The organism is Bacillus sp. V59.32b (assembly GCF_003429085.1).
In the GTDB taxonomy this organism is placed as follows: Bacteria; Bacillota; Bacilli; order Bacillales; family DSM-1321; genus Peribacillus.
This window is the reverse complement of record NZ_QVTC01000017.1, coordinates 12,472-27,887: the sequence shown is the minus strand read 5'-3', so window position 1 is coordinate 27,887 and position 15,416 is coordinate 12,472. Positions and strand designations below refer to the sequence as shown.

Here is a 15,416-nt window from a genome sequence, read left to right as displayed (position 1 = left end):
TCTTTAAGCCCATACACTCTATGTTATTCCCTTATGATCATCGACCCCCTCCGTTATTTTCTAACAATCTATCATTTAACCAGCCTGTAGAAAAGGATGGAATTTCGTGCTGATACCTCTACTTGGCCTCTGGACTCCATCAAGTCCAGGTGGCCTTGGATTTGCGACAGGCCGAGAAAAACTGTACGATCTCTTAAGCGCGGAAATAGTTCCATCGAAATATCATAAATCGTTTTCGCACCCTTTAGGAGTACTTCACAGATTTGGAGGCAGCGTTTCTCTTGCTCTTCCAGCCTTCTATCTATTAATGAAACATGGTCTCCAAAAGCCTCCCCATGACCCGGATAAATCGTCTTTATCGGCAGCTCCCGGACTCTTTTTAACGATTTCCGATATTGCAGTAAAGGCTTGGGGCGCTGATTTTCATTAGGAGAAGGCGGTTCCACGAAAGCGTTTATAGACATATTAGCGATTATGTGGTCACCACCAATGGCATTCCTGCTTACAGGATCCCAAAAAAGCACATCTGTCTGACTGTGGCCGGGAACATAAATCACTTCGAAATCCACGCCGCCGATTGATAGGTTGTCTCCATCTTTTAAATAGTGAACATCCTTCCAATTTTCAGGTATGTATTCACGTATCGGTTGATGAGTTTGTATTTCTGCTCCACATTGATGAACAAACTGATTAAAAAACTCCTCCACTCTACGCGATTCAGTTCCCGCTTCTTCAATTATGAATTGTCCTTTTTCATGCACATATACAGGCAGACCAGCTTCTTCTTGTAAAAATGTGACCCCACCATTATGGTCTGTATGCATATGAGTCAAAACAATTTGATCAAGATCACTGATACGGAAGCCTTTCATTTCAATGCCGCTTTTTAACTGTTTGAATGATTCCTGCCCCGGATTGCCGGCATCGATTAGCGTGGCTGTCTTTCCGGCGACAATAAAGGCGTTAACATAGCCATTTGCAAAAGGCGTTTCAACAGTGATTGGGATAATATTGGCCAACTCTTTTTCTCCTTTCTTTTGAAAACTGGCTATGTTAAAAAGTCAGACTTTTCTGTCTATATTATTCATTATTCTGTAGTGTTATGGGAATTCCTGCTATAAATATCATTTCTCGCTATTATTCTTTATCTCACCTGAGGACCGCATAGCCATCACTGAATGAACATTCATTTTTTTGGATTACTATAAATATATGGGTTCCCCCATATACTCATGCCATTAATTTTCTTAAGCTGTATCGCAAAACAAAAAAACACTCATTGGTTATCTGAGTGCTTGTCTGACTTTACTTGGTTATTCACCATTTCTACTTTGAAATTCATCTTCGAAATAAAAAGTAGATGGTTGTTCTTTTATTGTATAAGAATACTTCTTCATGTTCTTCACATACTGCCATTTATTAATTGTAACTAATTCATCCGTTGTTTTTATTTTTACTTTTTCTCCAATGTTGTATTTGTTTTTATCTGCCAACTTTAAACCCCTTCCCTAATAAAAAGTATGTTTTTATAGTGCTTTTTTAGTCCTCTAGTTTATCAAATATGTTTATTCCGATGAGTAATTGAGTAGTTTGGTGTGGTATGAAATGAATATCGTTTACTTTTGGATCTAAGTAAGAAATCTCGACTCTTTTTTCAGGATTCCAACGTTCATGATTTTGCGTAATTTGCTCAATTTTACGATCTAATTCCTTTTGGTTATTGGCGAAAGTGATTGTGGTCATTCCAGTCATTATTAAACACTCCTTTTACATCTATATTTAGACAAAAGGTGACACCTTTCCTCCAATCCACTTTTAGCTATTTTGTCCAAGGGTTTTATTTTCTACCTCTATCTTAACATTATCTCCAAATTTAAGCTTATTATATTGTCTAATCGAAATAAAAGCACCCGATTATTCGGATGCATACTTAATGATTCCATATAAGTAAACGGAGTATTCTCGTTGCACACATTCTCTTAATTTAATTTTCCCCTCTCGTTCTAATTCTTTCACCAATTCTTCAATCTTATGCTCATCATCCTCAGTAGCCTTTGCAATCTCCATCGAAAAAAAGTTACCCCGACTGGCATTCTGAAGCTTTTTTAATAACTTATCCTTATTCATTGGGTCATCCCCTTCTGTGTTACATATAAACTTCTACATAAAGGAGTTGATTACCTGCTATTTTTAACAATTTCATCCTACAAAAACTCTACCTAAACAATATCCTCAAAGTTAAGCTGTTGAGCAGCGTTTCGTGACACTACATCTTTTAACCTCAACAAAAAACCACCTTTTCTGTGAATCATTCATCAGAAAAAGTGGTCTTGTTTTGGAAATATGATAGATTATGCAACTCTCGAGCAAATGACTAAAAAGATTAACCTACGATTATTTCAGGTAGTTGTTTTCCGGTCATCTTGCTTATTAATCGCTACCAATCAATCGCTAAAACTCATTATGACAAGCGTTCCCAACGCTTTATTTCGTTTGTTGTTTGTTCATCGCGCTCATCATTTGATTGATCTTCTTCTGGGATGGCTTCATCCCCATTTGCATCATCATCATTTTTAACATTTGTTCATTAATCGGCGGATTTTTCTTTAAGTAGCTCATCATATAACGGCGAGCAATGAAAAATCCTAGTGCTATCCCAGCGAGCAATGCCAGAACACCAACTAGAATTAACTGCCACATACTAATTTCCTCCTTCAAGTTGTCTATCATACAGTGTACTAGACCAAGGGATATTATACAATATTCATGCTGTAATTGTCCCTCTTTTACACAAATTTTCTTTCTTTAATAGGTTGTAACCAGCCGTAGCGGTTATTTTCCAGATCCATGGCGAGAAAGTCGGAATCGTATTTTCGTATACACTCAAAAAAGGACGTTTCCGCTTCGAAGTCTCCCTCAGCCTGTAAAACCATGTATTCACGATTGAGTTTCAGGGCCGCTCTACTTCTTCCATAACTCTTTTCTAAATAATATACCCCTTCTTTGCAGGTAAAACCCTTCTTCTTCAAGGATTGGATTTCTAAAATATTCACCAACGCTTCGAGTGGAACCGGTTTTGTGATATATTCGATTTGTTTTTGCAAAATACTCTTTTGTTTCCCCGATGAATTAGTATACTCCAAAAACAAATTGAAAAATAATTTCTCTCTTCCATAATAGTGGTGTGCAAATTCACCCTCAATCAGATAAATACGATATTCTCTCATCCCAGTTGCCTCCTGCACTCCTTTTAGCCATTATATATTGGAAAAATAAAAAGTTATGTTGTTTGATGGTGAAAATCTCTTCTATTTTTGTCGAAATACCAAGTTTCTGAAATTTGCTGTTTGATTTTATTAGATTCTATACTAATTTGCTTGTTGAAGATTTCGATTTGAGATATGGGACAGCTGATAACCAAGATTCATGAAAAAAACCTGCCCCAAAATACGGGACAGGTTTGTAGGTAGTGAATATTAATTTTGAAGCATCGCTTTAACACGTGCTACTACGTTTTCTACTGTGAAGCCGAATTCTTCCATGATTTTTGCTCCTGGTGCCGATGCACCGAAATGGTTAATGGCAAGAATTTCGCCTTCGTCCCCTGTATAACGATCCCAACCGAATGGGGTCGCCATCTCGATCCCTAATCGCTTTTTAACAGAAGGATTAATGACACTTTGCTTATACTCTTTGGATTGAACTTCAAAACGATCCCATGAAGGCATGCTTACAACCGAAACTGCAATTCCTTCATTGGCCAGAGCCTTTTGAGCTTCTACTGCAAGATTGACTTCAGATCCACTAGCCAACAGGAGCGCATCATCCTGGTCTTTACCTGATGGAGAAACAATGTACGCACCTTTTGATACGCCTTCATAAGCTAGTTCAGCTGTAGTGTTGAGTGTCGGCAGGTTTTGGCGGGTTAATACCAAGGCCGTCGGTTTATCCGTTGATTCAAGTGCGATCCTCCATGCAGCGGCTGTTTCATTTCCGTCAGCCGGACGGATCACACCAAGATTCGGCATGGCGCGAAGTGAAGGCAATTGTTCAATCGGTTCGTGTGTTGGGCCATCTTCCCCTACCGCGATACTGTCATGAGTAAATACATAAGTGACAGGCAAGCCCATTAATGCGGCCAGACGGATAGCAGGGCGCAGATAATCAGAGAAGACAAAGAACGTTCCTCCGAACACTTTGATGCCCTCGTGAAGAGCCATACCGTTCAGTGCAGCGCCCATTGCGAATTCACGCACACCAAACCAAATGTTTCTGCCTTCATATTCATCAGGCATATAATCAGCGTAGCCTTTAAGCATTGTATTGTTTGAACCTGCCAGGTCAGCGGAACCACCGATAAGGCTTGGCAGATTTTTGGCGATTGCATTGAGGACTTCACCGCTTGAAGCACGGGATGCAAGGCTTTTCCCTTCTTCATATACAGGAATCTCCCTATCCCAGCCATCGGCAAGCTCGCCTTTTATTGCGGTCTCAAGCTGTGCGGCAAGCTCAGGATATGCCTTTTTATAATCATTGAAAAGGCTATTCCATTCTTCTTCCTTTTTATTGCCTTCTCCAATACAGGTCTCTTCGAAATGCTTGTACACTTCATCAGGAACATGGAAATCCTGTTCGAAGGTCCATTTATAAGCTTGCTTGGTAAGCTTGCGTTCGTCCTCACCGAGCGGAGCGCCATGAACGGCTGATTTCCCTGATCTGTTCGGTGAACCAAAGCCGATAATGGTCTTGACTTCAATCATTGTAGGGCGGTCATCATCAGTCTTAGCTTCTTCAATCGCTTTTGCGATTTCTTGTAAATCATTCCCGTCGTTAACCCGGATATACTGCCATCCGTAAGCTTTAAATCGGCCTTCAACACTTTCGCTGAAGGATTTATGGAGATCTCCATCTAATGAAATATCGTTGGAATCATATAAGACCACGAGTTTTCCAAGCTTAAGATGTGCCGCAAGTGACGCAGCTTCAGCAGACACACCTTCCATTAGATCTCCGTCGCCGCAAATCCCGTATGTAAAATGATCGACGACATGAAAAGAATCACGATTGTATGCAGCGGCCAAATGACGCTCAGCCATCGCCATCCCGACTGCCATTGCAATTCCTTGTCCAAGGGGACCCGTTGTCGCATCAACGCCAGCCGTATGCCCATGTTCAGGATGCCCTGGAGTTTTACTTCCCCACTGGCGGAAATTCTTTATGTCATCCATGGATAAATCATATCCGGATAAATGCAATAAACTATAAAGAAGCATTGAACCATGACCGGCGGATAGAACAAAACGGTCTCTGTTAAACCAATCAGGATTCTTAGGATTATGGTTCATGTACCGAGTCCATAATGTATAAGCCATTGGAGCAGCCCCCATTGGCATCCCGGGGTGGCCGGATTTAGCTTTTTCAATAGCATCAATCGATAAAGTACGAATGGTACTGATGGAAAGTGCATCAATCTTATCAAACATGCAAAAAACATCCCTTCCTTGATAATTACTCTTATATTTTATAGGTAGCTCTATATAAAGACAACTATAATCCTTTCTGTTCCTCGAGATTTTTACATACTTGCTTCACAGACTTTTCTTATATTTAACCAAAAAAAGAGAATACATTCTTCATGCATTCTCTCATGGGTGGGGCATAATGAAAATCATTAATGCAAATGCTTTTTATTTTTCTTGATTTCTTTTATTTTGTCCGGGGTAACATCGTTGCCCTCGGGATCGATTATCGTAACATTCTCTAATGTGTCTGCCATAGAATTCCTAAAGGTAGCTAAATACTCGCTTCGCAGCTTTGTTTGTTCCTTCGCTTCTTTCTCAGTCAGTCCGGCTTCTTTGGACTTCTTGGAAAGTTCGTTAATTCGGGCCATTTTTTCTTTCGACAGCATCATTTCGCTCCTTCCAACATTTTTGATACTGCCAATATTATATAAAATCAAGAAAAAAGACAAGTTCTAGGCTTCGCCGTCAAGTTCACTTTTGTCGTACTCCAAGTATCTCCGATGAACGGTTGCCTTTGATACGGAATAACCAAATCCCCTTAAGGTAGCGGCTATTTCTTCAAAGGTCAGACCGTTGGCTCTGAGTCTGGCAATCTCTTCGACCGGGACCTTCTTTCGTTCTCTTCCCCCCGGGTTTCCCTGATTTTTAAGATTTTTCTGCGGCTTATATCCATCATCGACCGCCCGAAGCATGCCTCTTTTGATTTTCAGATTATGCAGCTTTCTTTGATATTCCTCAACAATTCCCACTATTTTCAGAACCATTGAATCTGACTCGGATATCTCTATTTCTCCGTCATGTGACAATGAGTAAATTCTGGCACCATTCTTGAGGATCACATGAAAAAGTGCAATTTTGGCATTCCCGCGCCCCAATCTGGTTTCATCCTGAATCAATACAGCTTCAGTCTGCTTTTCCTTCAATAGATCAAGCAGTTCAAAAATACCGTCCCTATTCAGTTCATAGCCGCTTGCCTGCTCTTTGATAACGGCTGCGACACCAAGCCCCAGTTTGGCAGCGAGCTGCTTTAATTCATCTTCCTGTCTTGTCAATGAGGTTTCCTGTGATTCTTTTTCCGTGCTTACCCGGCAATAAATAATAGCATTCATGTTTTATCCAACCCTTTATCATTCGCTGGCTAACTGGTTAACATTTTCCGATTTTGCAATCGGAATGACAATTTCCTCTCCCGGTTTCAGGGACTCGGCTTGCAGTTCATTATGCTTTTCAATCCAATCAATGAATTGGTTTCTTGTCATATCGTCGTTTTCGTAACGCTCTGCCAACTCCCAGAGAGTTTCACCCGAAGACACAGTGACCGAGAGATAGTTCTCGACATTTTGTTTATCAGACTTCAAAGAAAAGAAAAGAGAAAAAATAAATACGACGCCTAGAAGCAGAATGGTATAAGAGTGTTTTTGTAACAATGTTTTCATATATGTTTCCTCCATTATAGAATGCTTGTTCGCTTTTGATAAATTAAGTATAATACGAACGTTTGTTTCAAGTCAACAAAAATATTCGAACTTATGTTTGTATTTTGTATATGTACATGCTATAATGAAGCCAAGGAATTTGAGATGGGGTGGGTGAAAATGACAAAAATATCAAAGAGGCAACAAGATATTCTGGGATTCATTAAAGAGGAAGTTCGCAAAAAAGGATATCCTCCTTCCGTGCGTGAAATAGGAGAAGCTGTCGGACTTGCTTCAAGTTCAACAGTCCACGGACATTTATCGAGATTAGAAAGCAAGGGGCTCATCAGAAGGGACCCGACGAAGCCAAGAGCCATTGAGATCTTGGAACTTGAAGAAGCTGCAGCCATACCCAAGAACGGTGTCATTAATGTACCTTTATTAGGTAAAGTTACGGCAGGTATTCCGATTACTGCAATTGAAAATATTGAAGAATATTTTCCGCTCCCTGAAAACATGGCTCCTCAGGATGAGCAGATATTCATGCTTGAAATTATGGGAGAAAGTATGATTGAAGCTGGGATTTTGGATGGAGACTATGTGATCGTTAAACAGCAAAAAACCGCTAATAACGGGGACATTGTCGTTGCGATGACAGAAGATGATGAAGCAACTGTTAAGAGGTTCTTTAAAGAAAAAGATTATGTACGCCTCCAGCCGGAGAATTCGAATATGGACCCGATTATCCTTAGAAACGTATCGATCCTCGGGAAAGTCGTCGGCTTATACAGGACGATCCATTAAGGCACAAGTTGTCTTTATTCAAAACAAAAAGCCCAGAACGGGCTTTTTGTTTTGAATTCACTCAGATAATTTTACTGCGCATTCAGTTCTTTGTAGGCAATGACCTTTAAGGCGAGGATTTCCTCTTCTGTCAGCTTGCTTTCCGCATCTTGCATCAGCTCTGCTCTGGAAATCGTTCCATTTTGAACCTTTTCCTGGATTTCCATTAAGCCATTAATGCCAAATTTATTGATCAGAACCCTAGTAGCCTCTTCTTTCGTTGTGAAAGGCAATTTGCTTTCGTCGACATTTTTGCCATCCTCTACAAATGCCATAAGCTCCGGGTCACTCTCGATAGCTTGTTTAATTTCATCCATTTCGCCGCTGTTCTCAAGCTGATTCGAAACTTCATTAACCAATCTGTCTGACGCCATATTTGTACCGACATAATAAAGTCCGACTCCTATAATGGCAAGAATAACTACAATAGAAAGTAAAATTTTTAAAGCCTTCATATTTCCTCCTTAGATTTTGCTCACCTCTATCATACTACGTTTATATATATATTTAAAATTCGATGTATGTTTACATAATATTATTATGATTTGTTTTGAATTAATGTTTTGTTTCTCCCTTTATTTTTTCGAGTTGTTTAGGGCATTTTAGGAAGGGTATCATCTTAACAAAGTCTGCTAACAAGGAGGGGGTTCCAGATGAGAACGCTCAATACGATTGCCATGATTTTGTTGATTGTCGGCGGGTTAAACTGGTTAATGGTTGGATTATTCCAATTTGATTTGGTTGCGTCAATCTTCGGCGGGGAGGATGCGATTCTTTCGCGTATCATCTATGTTGTCGTCGGAATTTGCGCCCTGTATGCCTTAACCTTTATTAATTCCGTCGGTGAACGGGATCTGGTTAAGTCAGAATGAATTTTTTGCCTTTTGAGCAAAACCGGCACGGAGCCCAATGATCTAATCAAAAGAAACCAGACCATCAACTTAGAATGGGCTGGTTTCCTGCATGTGCTCTTTTATACTCCTTAATATATTACTTCTGAGTCGCTTCCCACTCCGAGCGCAAAATCCCCATCATAATTCCATCGTACATTTTCCCGTCGCGATGGACAGCTGATCTTCTCCGCCCTTCATGTTGAAATCCCGCCTTCTCATAAACATGTATTCCTCGTTTGTTGTATTCAATCACATACAGTCCTACACGGTTTAAATTTAGTTCATAAAAGGCAAAACGGAGAATGAGCTTTAAGGCATCCGTTCCATATCCTTTATTACGGTATTTGGCTTCCCCAATTCCTATCGATAGAATTCCGGCACGATTGTTCCATTCAATGCTGTGGATGACGCCAAACCCAATTAATTCATCATCCTCGATCGTTCTTAAACGAAAGTAGGCTTCGTTCGGATCAGACTCGCCTTCATTTTCATATTGCTGTTTAGAGATAGGCAGAGCTGTATCTGTATCTACATTACGAAGATATTCCGGGTCCTCTCCCCACTTAGCCATTATGTCAGCGTCTCCCTCTCTTACCGCTGATAGTTTAACAAATTCCCCGTGAAATAGATTTGAAGTAGTTACCGTCATGTTAGTCTCCTTTGAATAGTATTACATATACCAATCGCTAATCTTTTCTAGATGCGCTTCACTTTTTCCTGCTTGTTTTCTATACAACCATCTCTAACATAATTTTTTTAGTTAAAATGATTGATAAATCACCCGTGCATTGTTATTATATAAAAGTTGCTATCATATTTTATAGGGAACTATACAGTCCCTGTGAAACTTATCATGTCCCAGTAGCTCAGCAGGATAGAGCGACAGCCTCCTAAGCTGTAGGTCGTAGGTTCGATTCCTATCTGGGACGCTTATATGAAACAGTGAAAACCCCTTGTGTATCAAGGGGTTTTCTTATTTGCTCCGTTCATTAATATTCTCCACATAGACGATTAAAAATTATTTTGGGGTCGGATTGGGGTTGGACAGCAATTTGCTGGCTTTTGTTCTGAATACTTCAATTAGATAGCGAATTTTAAATAAACAATAATAAACTTAGCGCCATAACGACCATCCCGCCAATCAGCCCATAGATGGATAAATGGGCTTCGTCGTACTTCTGGGCAGCTGGGAGTAATTCATCAAGGGATATAAACACCATAATTCCCGCGACACCTGCAAAGATGATGCCGAACATTAAATCGTTCAGATAAGGCATTAAGAAAAGATAGGCCACAATCGCACCGACTGGTTCGGATAATCCGGACAGGAAGGAAAGTTTAAACGCTTTTTTCTTGTCACCAGTTGCAAAATAGACGGGTACGGACACGGCGATTCCCTCCGGAATATTATGGATGGCAATCGCTACGGCAATGGCAATGCCAAGGGCGGGATCCTGTAAGGCTGAAGTGAAAGTAGCAATTCCTTCAGGGAAGTTATGGATAGCAATTGCTAGCGCTGTGAACGTCCCCATCTTTAATAAATCAGGATCATTGCCGGCATTTCCCGCTTTCTTCATATCCTCTACTTTCTTAAGTTCATGGGGGTTCCCTTGCTTAGGAATAAATTTGTCAATCATTGCAATTACAAGCATCCCACCAAAGAAACCGGCAACCGTGAGCCAGTTTCCTACTACATCTCCCTTGGCGGCAGTAAGGGCGTCCTTTGCCTTGACGAAGATCTCAATCATGGATACATAGATCATGACACCCGCAGAAAAGCCTAAGGATATGGACAGGAATTTCGTATTTGTCCTCGATGTAAAAGACGCCAGAATGCTTCCAATCCCCGTAGCAAGACCTGCAAATAAAGTTAATCCAAATGCCAATAACAGATTTTCATCCAAAATAGCTCTCCTCCTCTATAACGTAAAATTTCATTTATCAGCTCTAATTACACATTATGCCCAACTCAATAAATGTTTCCTATGAGAAACATTTTACACCCAAGTAAACTAATTGACAATTGTTTAGTTTTAGCTTCAGTTTATACTTGTGATTCCTACCCCGTGCGGCGATTTCATCATTTTATTCGCGCTTGTCCATATCGTTTTCAGAATATCGCATTATATAAATTAGAACATTTGAAGGGAGGGTATTAATTAATGGAGAACGGACAGACGGACATCAGAGATCTTCTCAAAAAAATCTTAAAACAATTACAACAACAGATGAACGCTCAAACGCTGTCACAATAACAAACTCAAAATCAACTTCAGGCTCAGCTTCAAGCACAGCTTCAGGCACAGGCTCAGCGTCAAAACCAAGCACAAAACGATCAAGACACCATTTCAAATGTAGGTAACCCTATCGTTGTTGTGAATTGTGGCTGCAGTGAAGACGATTAACTTCATTATTTAAATGCGGATAAAGAATGACTCTTAAAACAAGTCATATCAGTGCAAATCTTGATGAAGAACTCAGGCTTTATAGTCTGGATTTTTCTTTTAAAACTAAAGACAAAACGTGATTTTATTCTCTGATTGAAGACGGAATGGTTGTTGCTTGTTATTACTTTTTACTTATTAAGATAAAAAAAAATACACCCACTTCTCAGTAAGGTGTTCCATCCTTTTTGTTTTTGTACTTATTTAATTCCCCCAAACCTCATAGAGGGCGTCTCTAAATAACTGATCTAACGACTGGGTTGGATCTTCTAATTGTATATCTAACGATTTCGCATATTGAGTTAAATGTTCGATTTCCGTTTCTACAAATTCATTAATGCTATCTATCCTCGGTTCGAAATCTAACTCATCCCCTCTTTTCTTTCGCTCCAGTAATTCTTGAATTTCTTTCTTTAATGAACCATCCGGGACAATCTCTTCTAGCAGGGATTGAAATTCCAACGGCGGGATCGTGTTGTACTTTTGTATCCATTTACAAGCTAGGACTGGGCGAAGCACATAGAAATATTTTTTGATCTTTACTTGTTCATTTTGCAGATAGTGACGATAATTCCCCTTCGCCATATTCAAATAATGGTGAAGGCAAGCTGTTGGTTTATATACCTTATCGCTAAGCTGCTTCATTTTTTCAATAACGGAGAAGGCTTGGTAATAGACAATTCCTGAATGGAGCCATTCCAGCAGTGGAGGATTCGATTTTCTATACAGCCTCAGTGCCTTTGTTAATTCCCAGCCATTAATATCTAACAAATCATTGATCGGCAGTTCAATGACATCCCTTTTTTGATCGATTGATAAATACCAATCTCTTTCATGTATGTAAATGAAGCGAACGTCATAATCACTGTCCTTCGACGGGAAGCCCCAGGCACGGCTTCCTGATTCGCATGCGGAGAGAACCTTAACACGATAAGTATCATCAATCTTTTTCAATTCTTTCATGATCTTTTCTTTCATACATATCTCTCCCATATTATTAAGCAGTCTTACGTCGAAGACGCAAAATTCCGGTCTATCCTTTTCATTCATTGTAAAACAAAAAGCCCATGGACACTAATAGTGTCCATGGGCCGCCTGAATCAATACATCGTCATATACTGCTCGCGCTCCCAAGGATGGACTTGCGTGCGGAACATATCCCATTCAATCTCTTTCGCTTCGATGAAGTGTTCCAGCAAGTGGTCTCCAAGAGCAGAACAGATGACTTCGTCTGATTGCAAAACATCAAGAGCTGCGGCTAATGTTGCCGGAAGATCGCTGATGCCTGCTTCTTCTCTTTCTTGTTTGTCCATCACATAGATGTTGCGGTCAATTGGTTTTGGCGGAGTCATTTTGTTCTTGATTCCATCTAGACCTGCTTTTAATAATACCGCAATTGCAAGATACGGGTTAGCTGCAGGGTCTACGCTGCGAACTTCAACACGGGTGCTTACACCGCGGGAAGCCGGGATACGGATCAACGGGCTGCGGTTTTTAGCAGACCACGCTACGTAGCATGGTGCTTCATAGCCAGGAACCAAGCGCTTGTAAGAATTCACAGTCGGGTTCGTTACTGCTGTAAAGGCACGTGCATGTTTGATTGTACCTGCAATAAACTGCTCTGCTGTTTCACTAAGCTCCAATGTTCCATTATGATCATAGAATGCATTTTCACTTCCTTTGAAAAGGGAAACGTTACAGTGCATTCCAGATCCGTTCACACCGAACAATGGCTTTGGCATGAATGTTGCGTGCAACCCGTGTTTGCGGGCAATTGTTTTAACGACTAGTTTGAAAGTCTGGATATTGTCACATGCAGTAATTGCATCTGCATATTTGAAATCAATTTCGTGTTGGCCTGGAGCTACCTCGTGGTGGGACGCTTCGATTTCAAAGCCCATTTCCTCAAGCTCAAGCACGATGTCGCGACGGCAGTTTTCGCCAAGGTCCGTCGGCGCAAGGTCGAAATATCCGCCTCTATCATTTAACTCTAATGTCGGTTCACCTTTTTCATCCAGCTTGAATAAGAAGAATTCTGGCTCTGGTCCGAGATTGAAGCTTGTAAAGCCCAACTCCTTCGCTTCTGCCAGGATACGCTTAAGGTTGGCGCGTGGATCTCCTTCAAACGGAGTTCCGTCAGTGTTGTAGATATCACAGATTAACCGGGCTACTTTTCCCTTTTCAGATGTCCACGGGAAGATGACCCATGTATCTAGGTCAGGATATAAATACATATCTGACTCTTCGATTCGAACGAAGCCTTCAATGGAAGATCCGTCGAACATCATTTTGTTATCAAGTGCTTTTTCAAGCTGACTTACTGGGATCTCTACGTTTTTGATTGTGCCCAGGATGTCTGTGAATTGAAGGCGGATATATTTAACGTTTTCCTCCTTCGCCAAACGGGTAATGTCTTCACGAGTGTACTTTGCCATAGTCGGTAATTCCTCCCCAAATTAAATAACTTTATATTTTTTAAAGCTTATTAATGAAAGAAACGAGACATATCTCCTTGACGGAGCGATGCGCGGTTTTTGCCGCCGTGCAAAAGTTCATTCCTTAGTAGCTTTCGCAGCTCGACGTCACTTAAATCAGGTTTTTCTAGTTTTTTTTCAAAATTCTCTGAGACTGGCTCGAGCGATTCTTGTTTTACGGAGAAAATTTTCTTAATCCCTGCAAGATTGACTCTCTGCTCGATCAAATCTTTGATTTCCAGGAGCCGGTCGATATCATTTAATGAAAAAAGACGGCGGTTCCCTTCTGTTCGTTCAGGAGTTATCAATTGATGCTCTTCATAATATCGGATCTGGCGAGCTGTCAAATCTGTCAGCTGCATCACGATTCCGATTGAGAAAAGAGGCATCGAACGACGAATATTGTTGCCGCTCATCCGCAACGTCCTCCTTTTATTTTCTTTTCCTACTCTGACTATATATCATGTTATGTTTGTTGTCAAATAAATGTTAGGTTTTATAACATAAATATTTTTTATAAATTAGACAACTAGTTTCCTAGCTGTCTCTTCTACATTTTGAGTGTAATCAATTTTTTATCCATTAACGAATTCACCGCTGTAAGCACCGCTATTTTTACATGTGAATAGGTTAGCCCCCCTTGGACATATGCCACGTATGGAGCTCGTGTCGGTCCATCTGCCGTAAGTTCGATGCTCGCCCCTTGAATGAATGTCCCTGCCGCCATGATGACATCATCTTCGTAGCCCGGCATATAGCTTGGATATGGGGTGACATGGGAATTGACCGGAGAGGCGAACTGAACCGCCTGACAGAAAGCGACCATCTTATCACGGTCATCGAATTGCACGGACTGAATCAAATCCGTTCTTTCCGCATTCCACTTTGGATAGGTGTTCATGCCGAGTTTTTCGAGAAGCGCTGATGTAAAGATCGCACCCTTCAGAGCTTGTCCGACGACATGTGGAGCAAGAAAAAAACCCTGGTACATTTCCTGAAGGCTGTATAGGGAAGCACCCGCTTCTGCGCCAATTCCAGGTGAAGTCAATCTAAAGGAGCATGCTTCCACATATTCTTTCTTCCCGACGATATAGCCGCCTGTCTTGGCCAAGCCTCCGCCTGGATTTTTAATAAGCGACCCAGCCATTAAATCGGCCCCGACATGGCATGGTTCCAGCGTTTCAACGAATTCCCCGTAGCAATTGTCTACGAATACAACAATCTCGGGATTAATCTCTTTTACAAAAGCAATCATTTCTTTAATTTCAGCAACCGTAAAGGATGGTCTTGTTGCATATCCTTTAGAGCGTTGAATCCCGATCATTTTCGTCTTTGATGTGATTGCTTTTTCCACTGCTTTAAAGTCAACTTTTCCTTCGTTCGTGAGTAACACGGTTCCATAGCCGATCTGGAATTCCTTTAATGATCCGACGCCGCTTCCGCGGATGCCGACAATTTCCTCAAGCGTATCATAGGGTTTGCCGGTTATGTATAAAAGCTCATCGCCCGGGCGCAAAATCCCGAACAGAGCGATGGAAATCGCATGCGTCCCCGAAATGATTTGCGGCCTGACAAGCCCCGCTTCCCCGCCGAGTACATCGGCATAGATCATCTCGAGCGTATCTCTGCCGATATCGTCGTATCCGTACCCAGTTGATGGGATAAAATGAGAATCGCTCACTTTATAGTTCTGGAAGCTCTGCAGTACCCGGTATTGATTTGCTTCGATTCTCTCATCGATTTCTTGATGTAATGGAGCAATCATTTCCTCGACGTATCTTGCGAGAACCCTTAATTGATCTCCGTTCGTTAAATTCTCGTACAT

Annotated in this window: 20 protein-coding genes and 1 tRNA gene; 3 read left to right on the top strand and 18 right to left on the bottom strand. The window is 41.0% G+C overall.

Translation table 11 applies throughout. From position 1 onward, the window contains the following. Window positions 1-71: 71 nt before the first annotated feature. From D0463_RS04910 to yneA, 10 genes are all read right to left on the bottom strand, one after another. Window positions 72-1,019 carry an MBL fold metallo-hydrolase gene (locus D0463_RS04910; RefSeq protein WP_160118364.1) on the bottom strand — a complete coding sequence of 316 codons (948 nt, stop codon included), beginning with the start codon at window positions 1,017-1,019 and terminating at the stop codon, window positions 72-74. A 294-nt stretch (window positions 1,020-1,313) separates the two neighbouring features. Beyond that, window positions 1,314-1,493, bottom strand: coding sequence for a hypothetical protein (locus D0463_RS04905; RefSeq protein ID WP_117305747.1), 180 nt, complete (start codon window positions 1,491-1,493; stop codon window positions 1,314-1,316). A gap of 46 nt (window positions 1,494-1,539) precedes the next feature. Beyond that, entirely contained in the window at window positions 1,540-1,752 is a 213-nt protein-coding gene (locus D0463_RS04900; RefSeq protein ID WP_117305745.1) for a hypothetical protein, read from the bottom strand. Window positions 1,753-1,914: 162 nt separating this feature from the next. Beyond that, window positions 1,915-2,127 (bottom strand): phospholipase D-like domain-containing protein, encoded by a 213-nt coding sequence (locus D0463_RS04895; protein ID WP_117305743.1) that lies wholly within the window; start codon window positions 2,125-2,127, stop codon window positions 1,915-1,917. Between the two features lie 357 nt (window positions 2,128-2,484). After that, the gene (locus D0463_RS04890) at window positions 2,485-2,700 is read right to left on the bottom strand and encodes a YneF family protein (RefSeq protein ID WP_483295717.1); all 216 of its coding nucleotides are present in this window, start codon (window positions 2,698-2,700) and stop codon (window positions 2,485-2,487) included. A gap of 86 nt (window positions 2,701-2,786) precedes the next feature. Beyond that, window positions 2,787-3,227: a sporulation inhibitor of replication protein SirA gene (gene sirA, locus D0463_RS04885; protein ID WP_117305741.1), complete on the bottom strand. Its 441-nt coding sequence runs from the start codon at window positions 3,225-3,227 to the stop codon at window positions 2,787-2,789. 249 nt (window positions 3,228-3,476) lie between these two features. Continuing rightward, window positions 3,477-5,483 (bottom strand): transketolase, encoded by a 2,007-nt coding sequence (gene tkt / locus D0463_RS04880; RefSeq protein ID WP_117305739.1) that lies wholly within the window; start codon window positions 5,481-5,483, stop codon window positions 3,477-3,479. Window positions 5,484-5,671: 188 nt separating this feature from the next. Continuing rightward, window positions 5,672-5,908: a DUF896 domain-containing protein gene (locus D0463_RS04875; protein ID WP_117305737.1), complete on the bottom strand. Its 237-nt coding sequence runs from the start codon at window positions 5,906-5,908 to the stop codon at window positions 5,672-5,674. Between the two features lie 66 nt (window positions 5,909-5,974). Continuing rightward, on the bottom strand, window positions 5,975-6,631 hold the full coding sequence (locus tag D0463_RS04870; RefSeq protein WP_117305735.1) for a YneB family resolvase-like protein: 657 nt from the start codon (window positions 6,629-6,631) through the stop codon (window positions 5,975-5,977). An 18-nt stretch (window positions 6,632-6,649) separates the two neighbouring features. Beyond that, the gene (gene yneA, locus D0463_RS04865; protein WP_160118363.1) at window positions 6,650-6,958 is read right to left on the bottom strand and encodes a cell division suppressor protein YneA; all 309 of its coding nucleotides are present in this window, start codon (window positions 6,956-6,958) and stop codon (window positions 6,650-6,652) included. Window positions 6,959-7,117: 159 nt separating this feature from the next. On the opposite strand from yneA, the gene lexA reads away from it, so the two are divergent. Next, complete coding sequence (gene lexA / locus D0463_RS04860; protein WP_117305730.1) at window positions 7,118-7,741, top strand: transcriptional repressor LexA; 624 nt, start codon at window positions 7,118-7,120, stop codon at window positions 7,739-7,741. A gap of 71 nt (window positions 7,742-7,812) precedes the next feature. On the opposite strand, the gene D0463_RS04855 is transcribed toward lexA, so the two are convergent. Next, window positions 7,813-8,235 carry a hypothetical protein gene (locus tag D0463_RS04855; RefSeq protein WP_117305728.1) on the bottom strand — a complete coding sequence of 141 codons (423 nt, stop codon included), beginning with the start codon at window positions 8,233-8,235 and terminating at the stop codon, window positions 7,813-7,815. A gap of 198 nt (window positions 8,236-8,433) precedes the next feature. Between D0463_RS04855 and D0463_RS04850 the strand changes: the two genes are divergently transcribed. After that, window positions 8,434-8,652, top strand: a complete 219-nt coding sequence (locus D0463_RS04850) for a DUF378 domain-containing protein (protein ID WP_117305726.1) — start codon at window positions 8,434-8,436, stop codon at window positions 8,650-8,652. A 118-nt stretch (window positions 8,653-8,770) separates the two neighbouring features. Here the strand turns inward: D0463_RS04850 and D0463_RS04845 are convergent, their stop codons facing one another. Beyond that, window positions 8,771-9,322 (bottom strand): GNAT family N-acetyltransferase, encoded by a 552-nt coding sequence (locus D0463_RS04845; RefSeq protein ID WP_117305724.1) that lies wholly within the window; start codon window positions 9,320-9,322, stop codon window positions 8,771-8,773. Window positions 9,323-9,528: 206 nt separating this feature from the next. On the opposite strand from D0463_RS04845, the gene D0463_RS04840 reads away from it, so the two are divergent. Next, window positions 9,529-9,602: transfer RNA gene (locus tag D0463_RS04840), tRNA-Arg, on the top strand. A 165-nt stretch (window positions 9,603-9,767) separates the two neighbouring features. Here D0463_RS04840 and zupT read toward each other — a convergent pair. The 6 genes from zupT to D0463_RS04815 form a co-directional block, all read right to left on the bottom strand. Continuing rightward, entirely contained in the window at window positions 9,768-10,577 is an 810-nt protein-coding gene (gene zupT / locus D0463_RS04835) for a zinc transporter ZupT (protein ID WP_117305722.1), read from the bottom strand. A gap of 292 nt (window positions 10,578-10,869) precedes the next feature. Then, window positions 10,870-11,025, bottom strand: coding sequence for a hypothetical protein (locus D0463_RS19300; RefSeq protein ID WP_160118362.1), 156 nt, complete (start codon window positions 11,023-11,025; stop codon window positions 10,870-10,872). 296 nt (window positions 11,026-11,321) lie between these two features. After that, complete coding sequence (locus tag D0463_RS04830; protein ID WP_117305719.1) at window positions 11,322-12,095, bottom strand: nucleotidyltransferase domain-containing protein; 774 nt, start codon at window positions 12,093-12,095, stop codon at window positions 11,322-11,324. Window positions 12,096-12,217: 122 nt separating this feature from the next. After that, window positions 12,218-13,552, bottom strand: a complete 1,335-nt coding sequence (glnA, locus tag D0463_RS04825) for a type I glutamate--ammonia ligase (RefSeq protein WP_117305717.1) — start codon at window positions 13,550-13,552, stop codon at window positions 12,218-12,220. A gap of 50 nt (window positions 13,553-13,602) precedes the next feature. Next, on the bottom strand, window positions 13,603-14,007 hold the full coding sequence (locus D0463_RS04820; RefSeq protein WP_117305714.1) for a MerR family transcriptional regulator: 405 nt from the start codon (window positions 14,005-14,007) through the stop codon (window positions 13,603-13,605). A 134-nt stretch (window positions 14,008-14,141) separates the two neighbouring features. Beyond that, window positions 14,142-15,416, bottom strand: coding sequence for a methionine gamma-lyase family protein (locus tag D0463_RS04815; RefSeq protein ID WP_117305712.1), 1,275 nt, complete (start codon window positions 15,414-15,416; stop codon window positions 14,142-14,144).

What these genes read in the sequence shown, in the direction of transcription:
- D0463_RS04900 (WP_117305745.1), bottom strand. Translation starts at nt 1,752, where the DNA reads ATGACTGGAATGACCACAATCACTTTCGCCAATAACCAAAAGGAATTA.
- D0463_RS04895 (WP_117305743.1), bottom strand. Translation starts at nt 2,127, where the DNA reads ATGAATAAGGATAAGTTATTAAAAAAGCTTCAGAATGCCAGTCGGGGT.
- D0463_RS04890 (WP_483295717.1), bottom strand. Translation starts at nt 2,700, where the DNA reads ATGTGGCAGTTAATTCTAGTTGGTGTTCTGGCATTGCTCGCTGGGATA.
- sirA (WP_117305741.1), bottom strand. Translation starts at nt 3,227, where the DNA reads ATGAGAGAATATCGTATTTATCTGATTGAGGGTGAATTTGCACACCAC.
- tkt (WP_117305739.1), bottom strand. Translation starts at nt 5,483, where the DNA reads ATGTTTGATAAGATTGATGCACTTTCCATCAGTACCATTCGTACTTTA.
- D0463_RS04875 (WP_117305737.1), bottom strand. Translation starts at nt 5,908, where the DNA reads ATGCTGTCGAAAGAAAAAATGGCCCGAATTAACGAACTTTCCAAGAAG.
- D0463_RS04870 (WP_117305735.1), bottom strand. Translation starts at nt 6,631, where the DNA reads ATGAATGCTATTATTTATTGCCGGGTAAGCACGGAAAAAGAATCACAG.
- yneA (WP_160118363.1), bottom strand. Translation starts at nt 6,958, where the DNA reads ATGAAAACATTGTTACAAAAACACTCTTATACCATTCTGCTTCTAGGC.
- lexA (WP_117305730.1), top strand. Translation starts at nt 7,118, where the DNA reads ATGACAAAAATATCAAAGAGGCAACAAGATATTCTGGGATTCATTAAA.
- D0463_RS04855 (WP_117305728.1), bottom strand. Translation starts at nt 8,235, where the DNA reads ATGAAGGCTTTAAAAATTTTACTTTCTATTGTAGTTATTCTTGCCATT.
- D0463_RS04850 (WP_117305726.1), top strand. Translation starts at nt 8,434, where the DNA reads ATGAGAACGCTCAATACGATTGCCATGATTTTGTTGATTGTCGGCGGG.
- D0463_RS04845 (WP_117305724.1), bottom strand. Translation starts at nt 9,322, where the DNA reads ATGACGGTAACTACTTCAAATCTATTTCACGGGGAATTTGTTAAACTA.
- D0463_RS04830 (WP_117305719.1), bottom strand. Translation starts at nt 12,095, where the DNA reads ATGAAAGAAAAGATCATGAAAGAATTGAAAAAGATTGATGATACTTAT.
- glnA (WP_117305717.1), bottom strand. Translation starts at nt 13,552, where the DNA reads ATGGCAAAGTACACTCGTGAAGACATTACCCGTTTGGCGAAGGAGGAA.
- D0463_RS04820 (WP_117305714.1), bottom strand. Translation starts at nt 14,007, where the DNA reads ATGAGCGGCAACAATATTCGTCGTTCGATGCCTCTTTTCTCAATCGGA.
- D0463_RS04815 (WP_117305712.1), bottom strand. Translation starts at nt 15,416, where the DNA reads ATGTACGAGAATTTAACGAACGGAGATCAATTAAGGGTTCTCGCAAGA.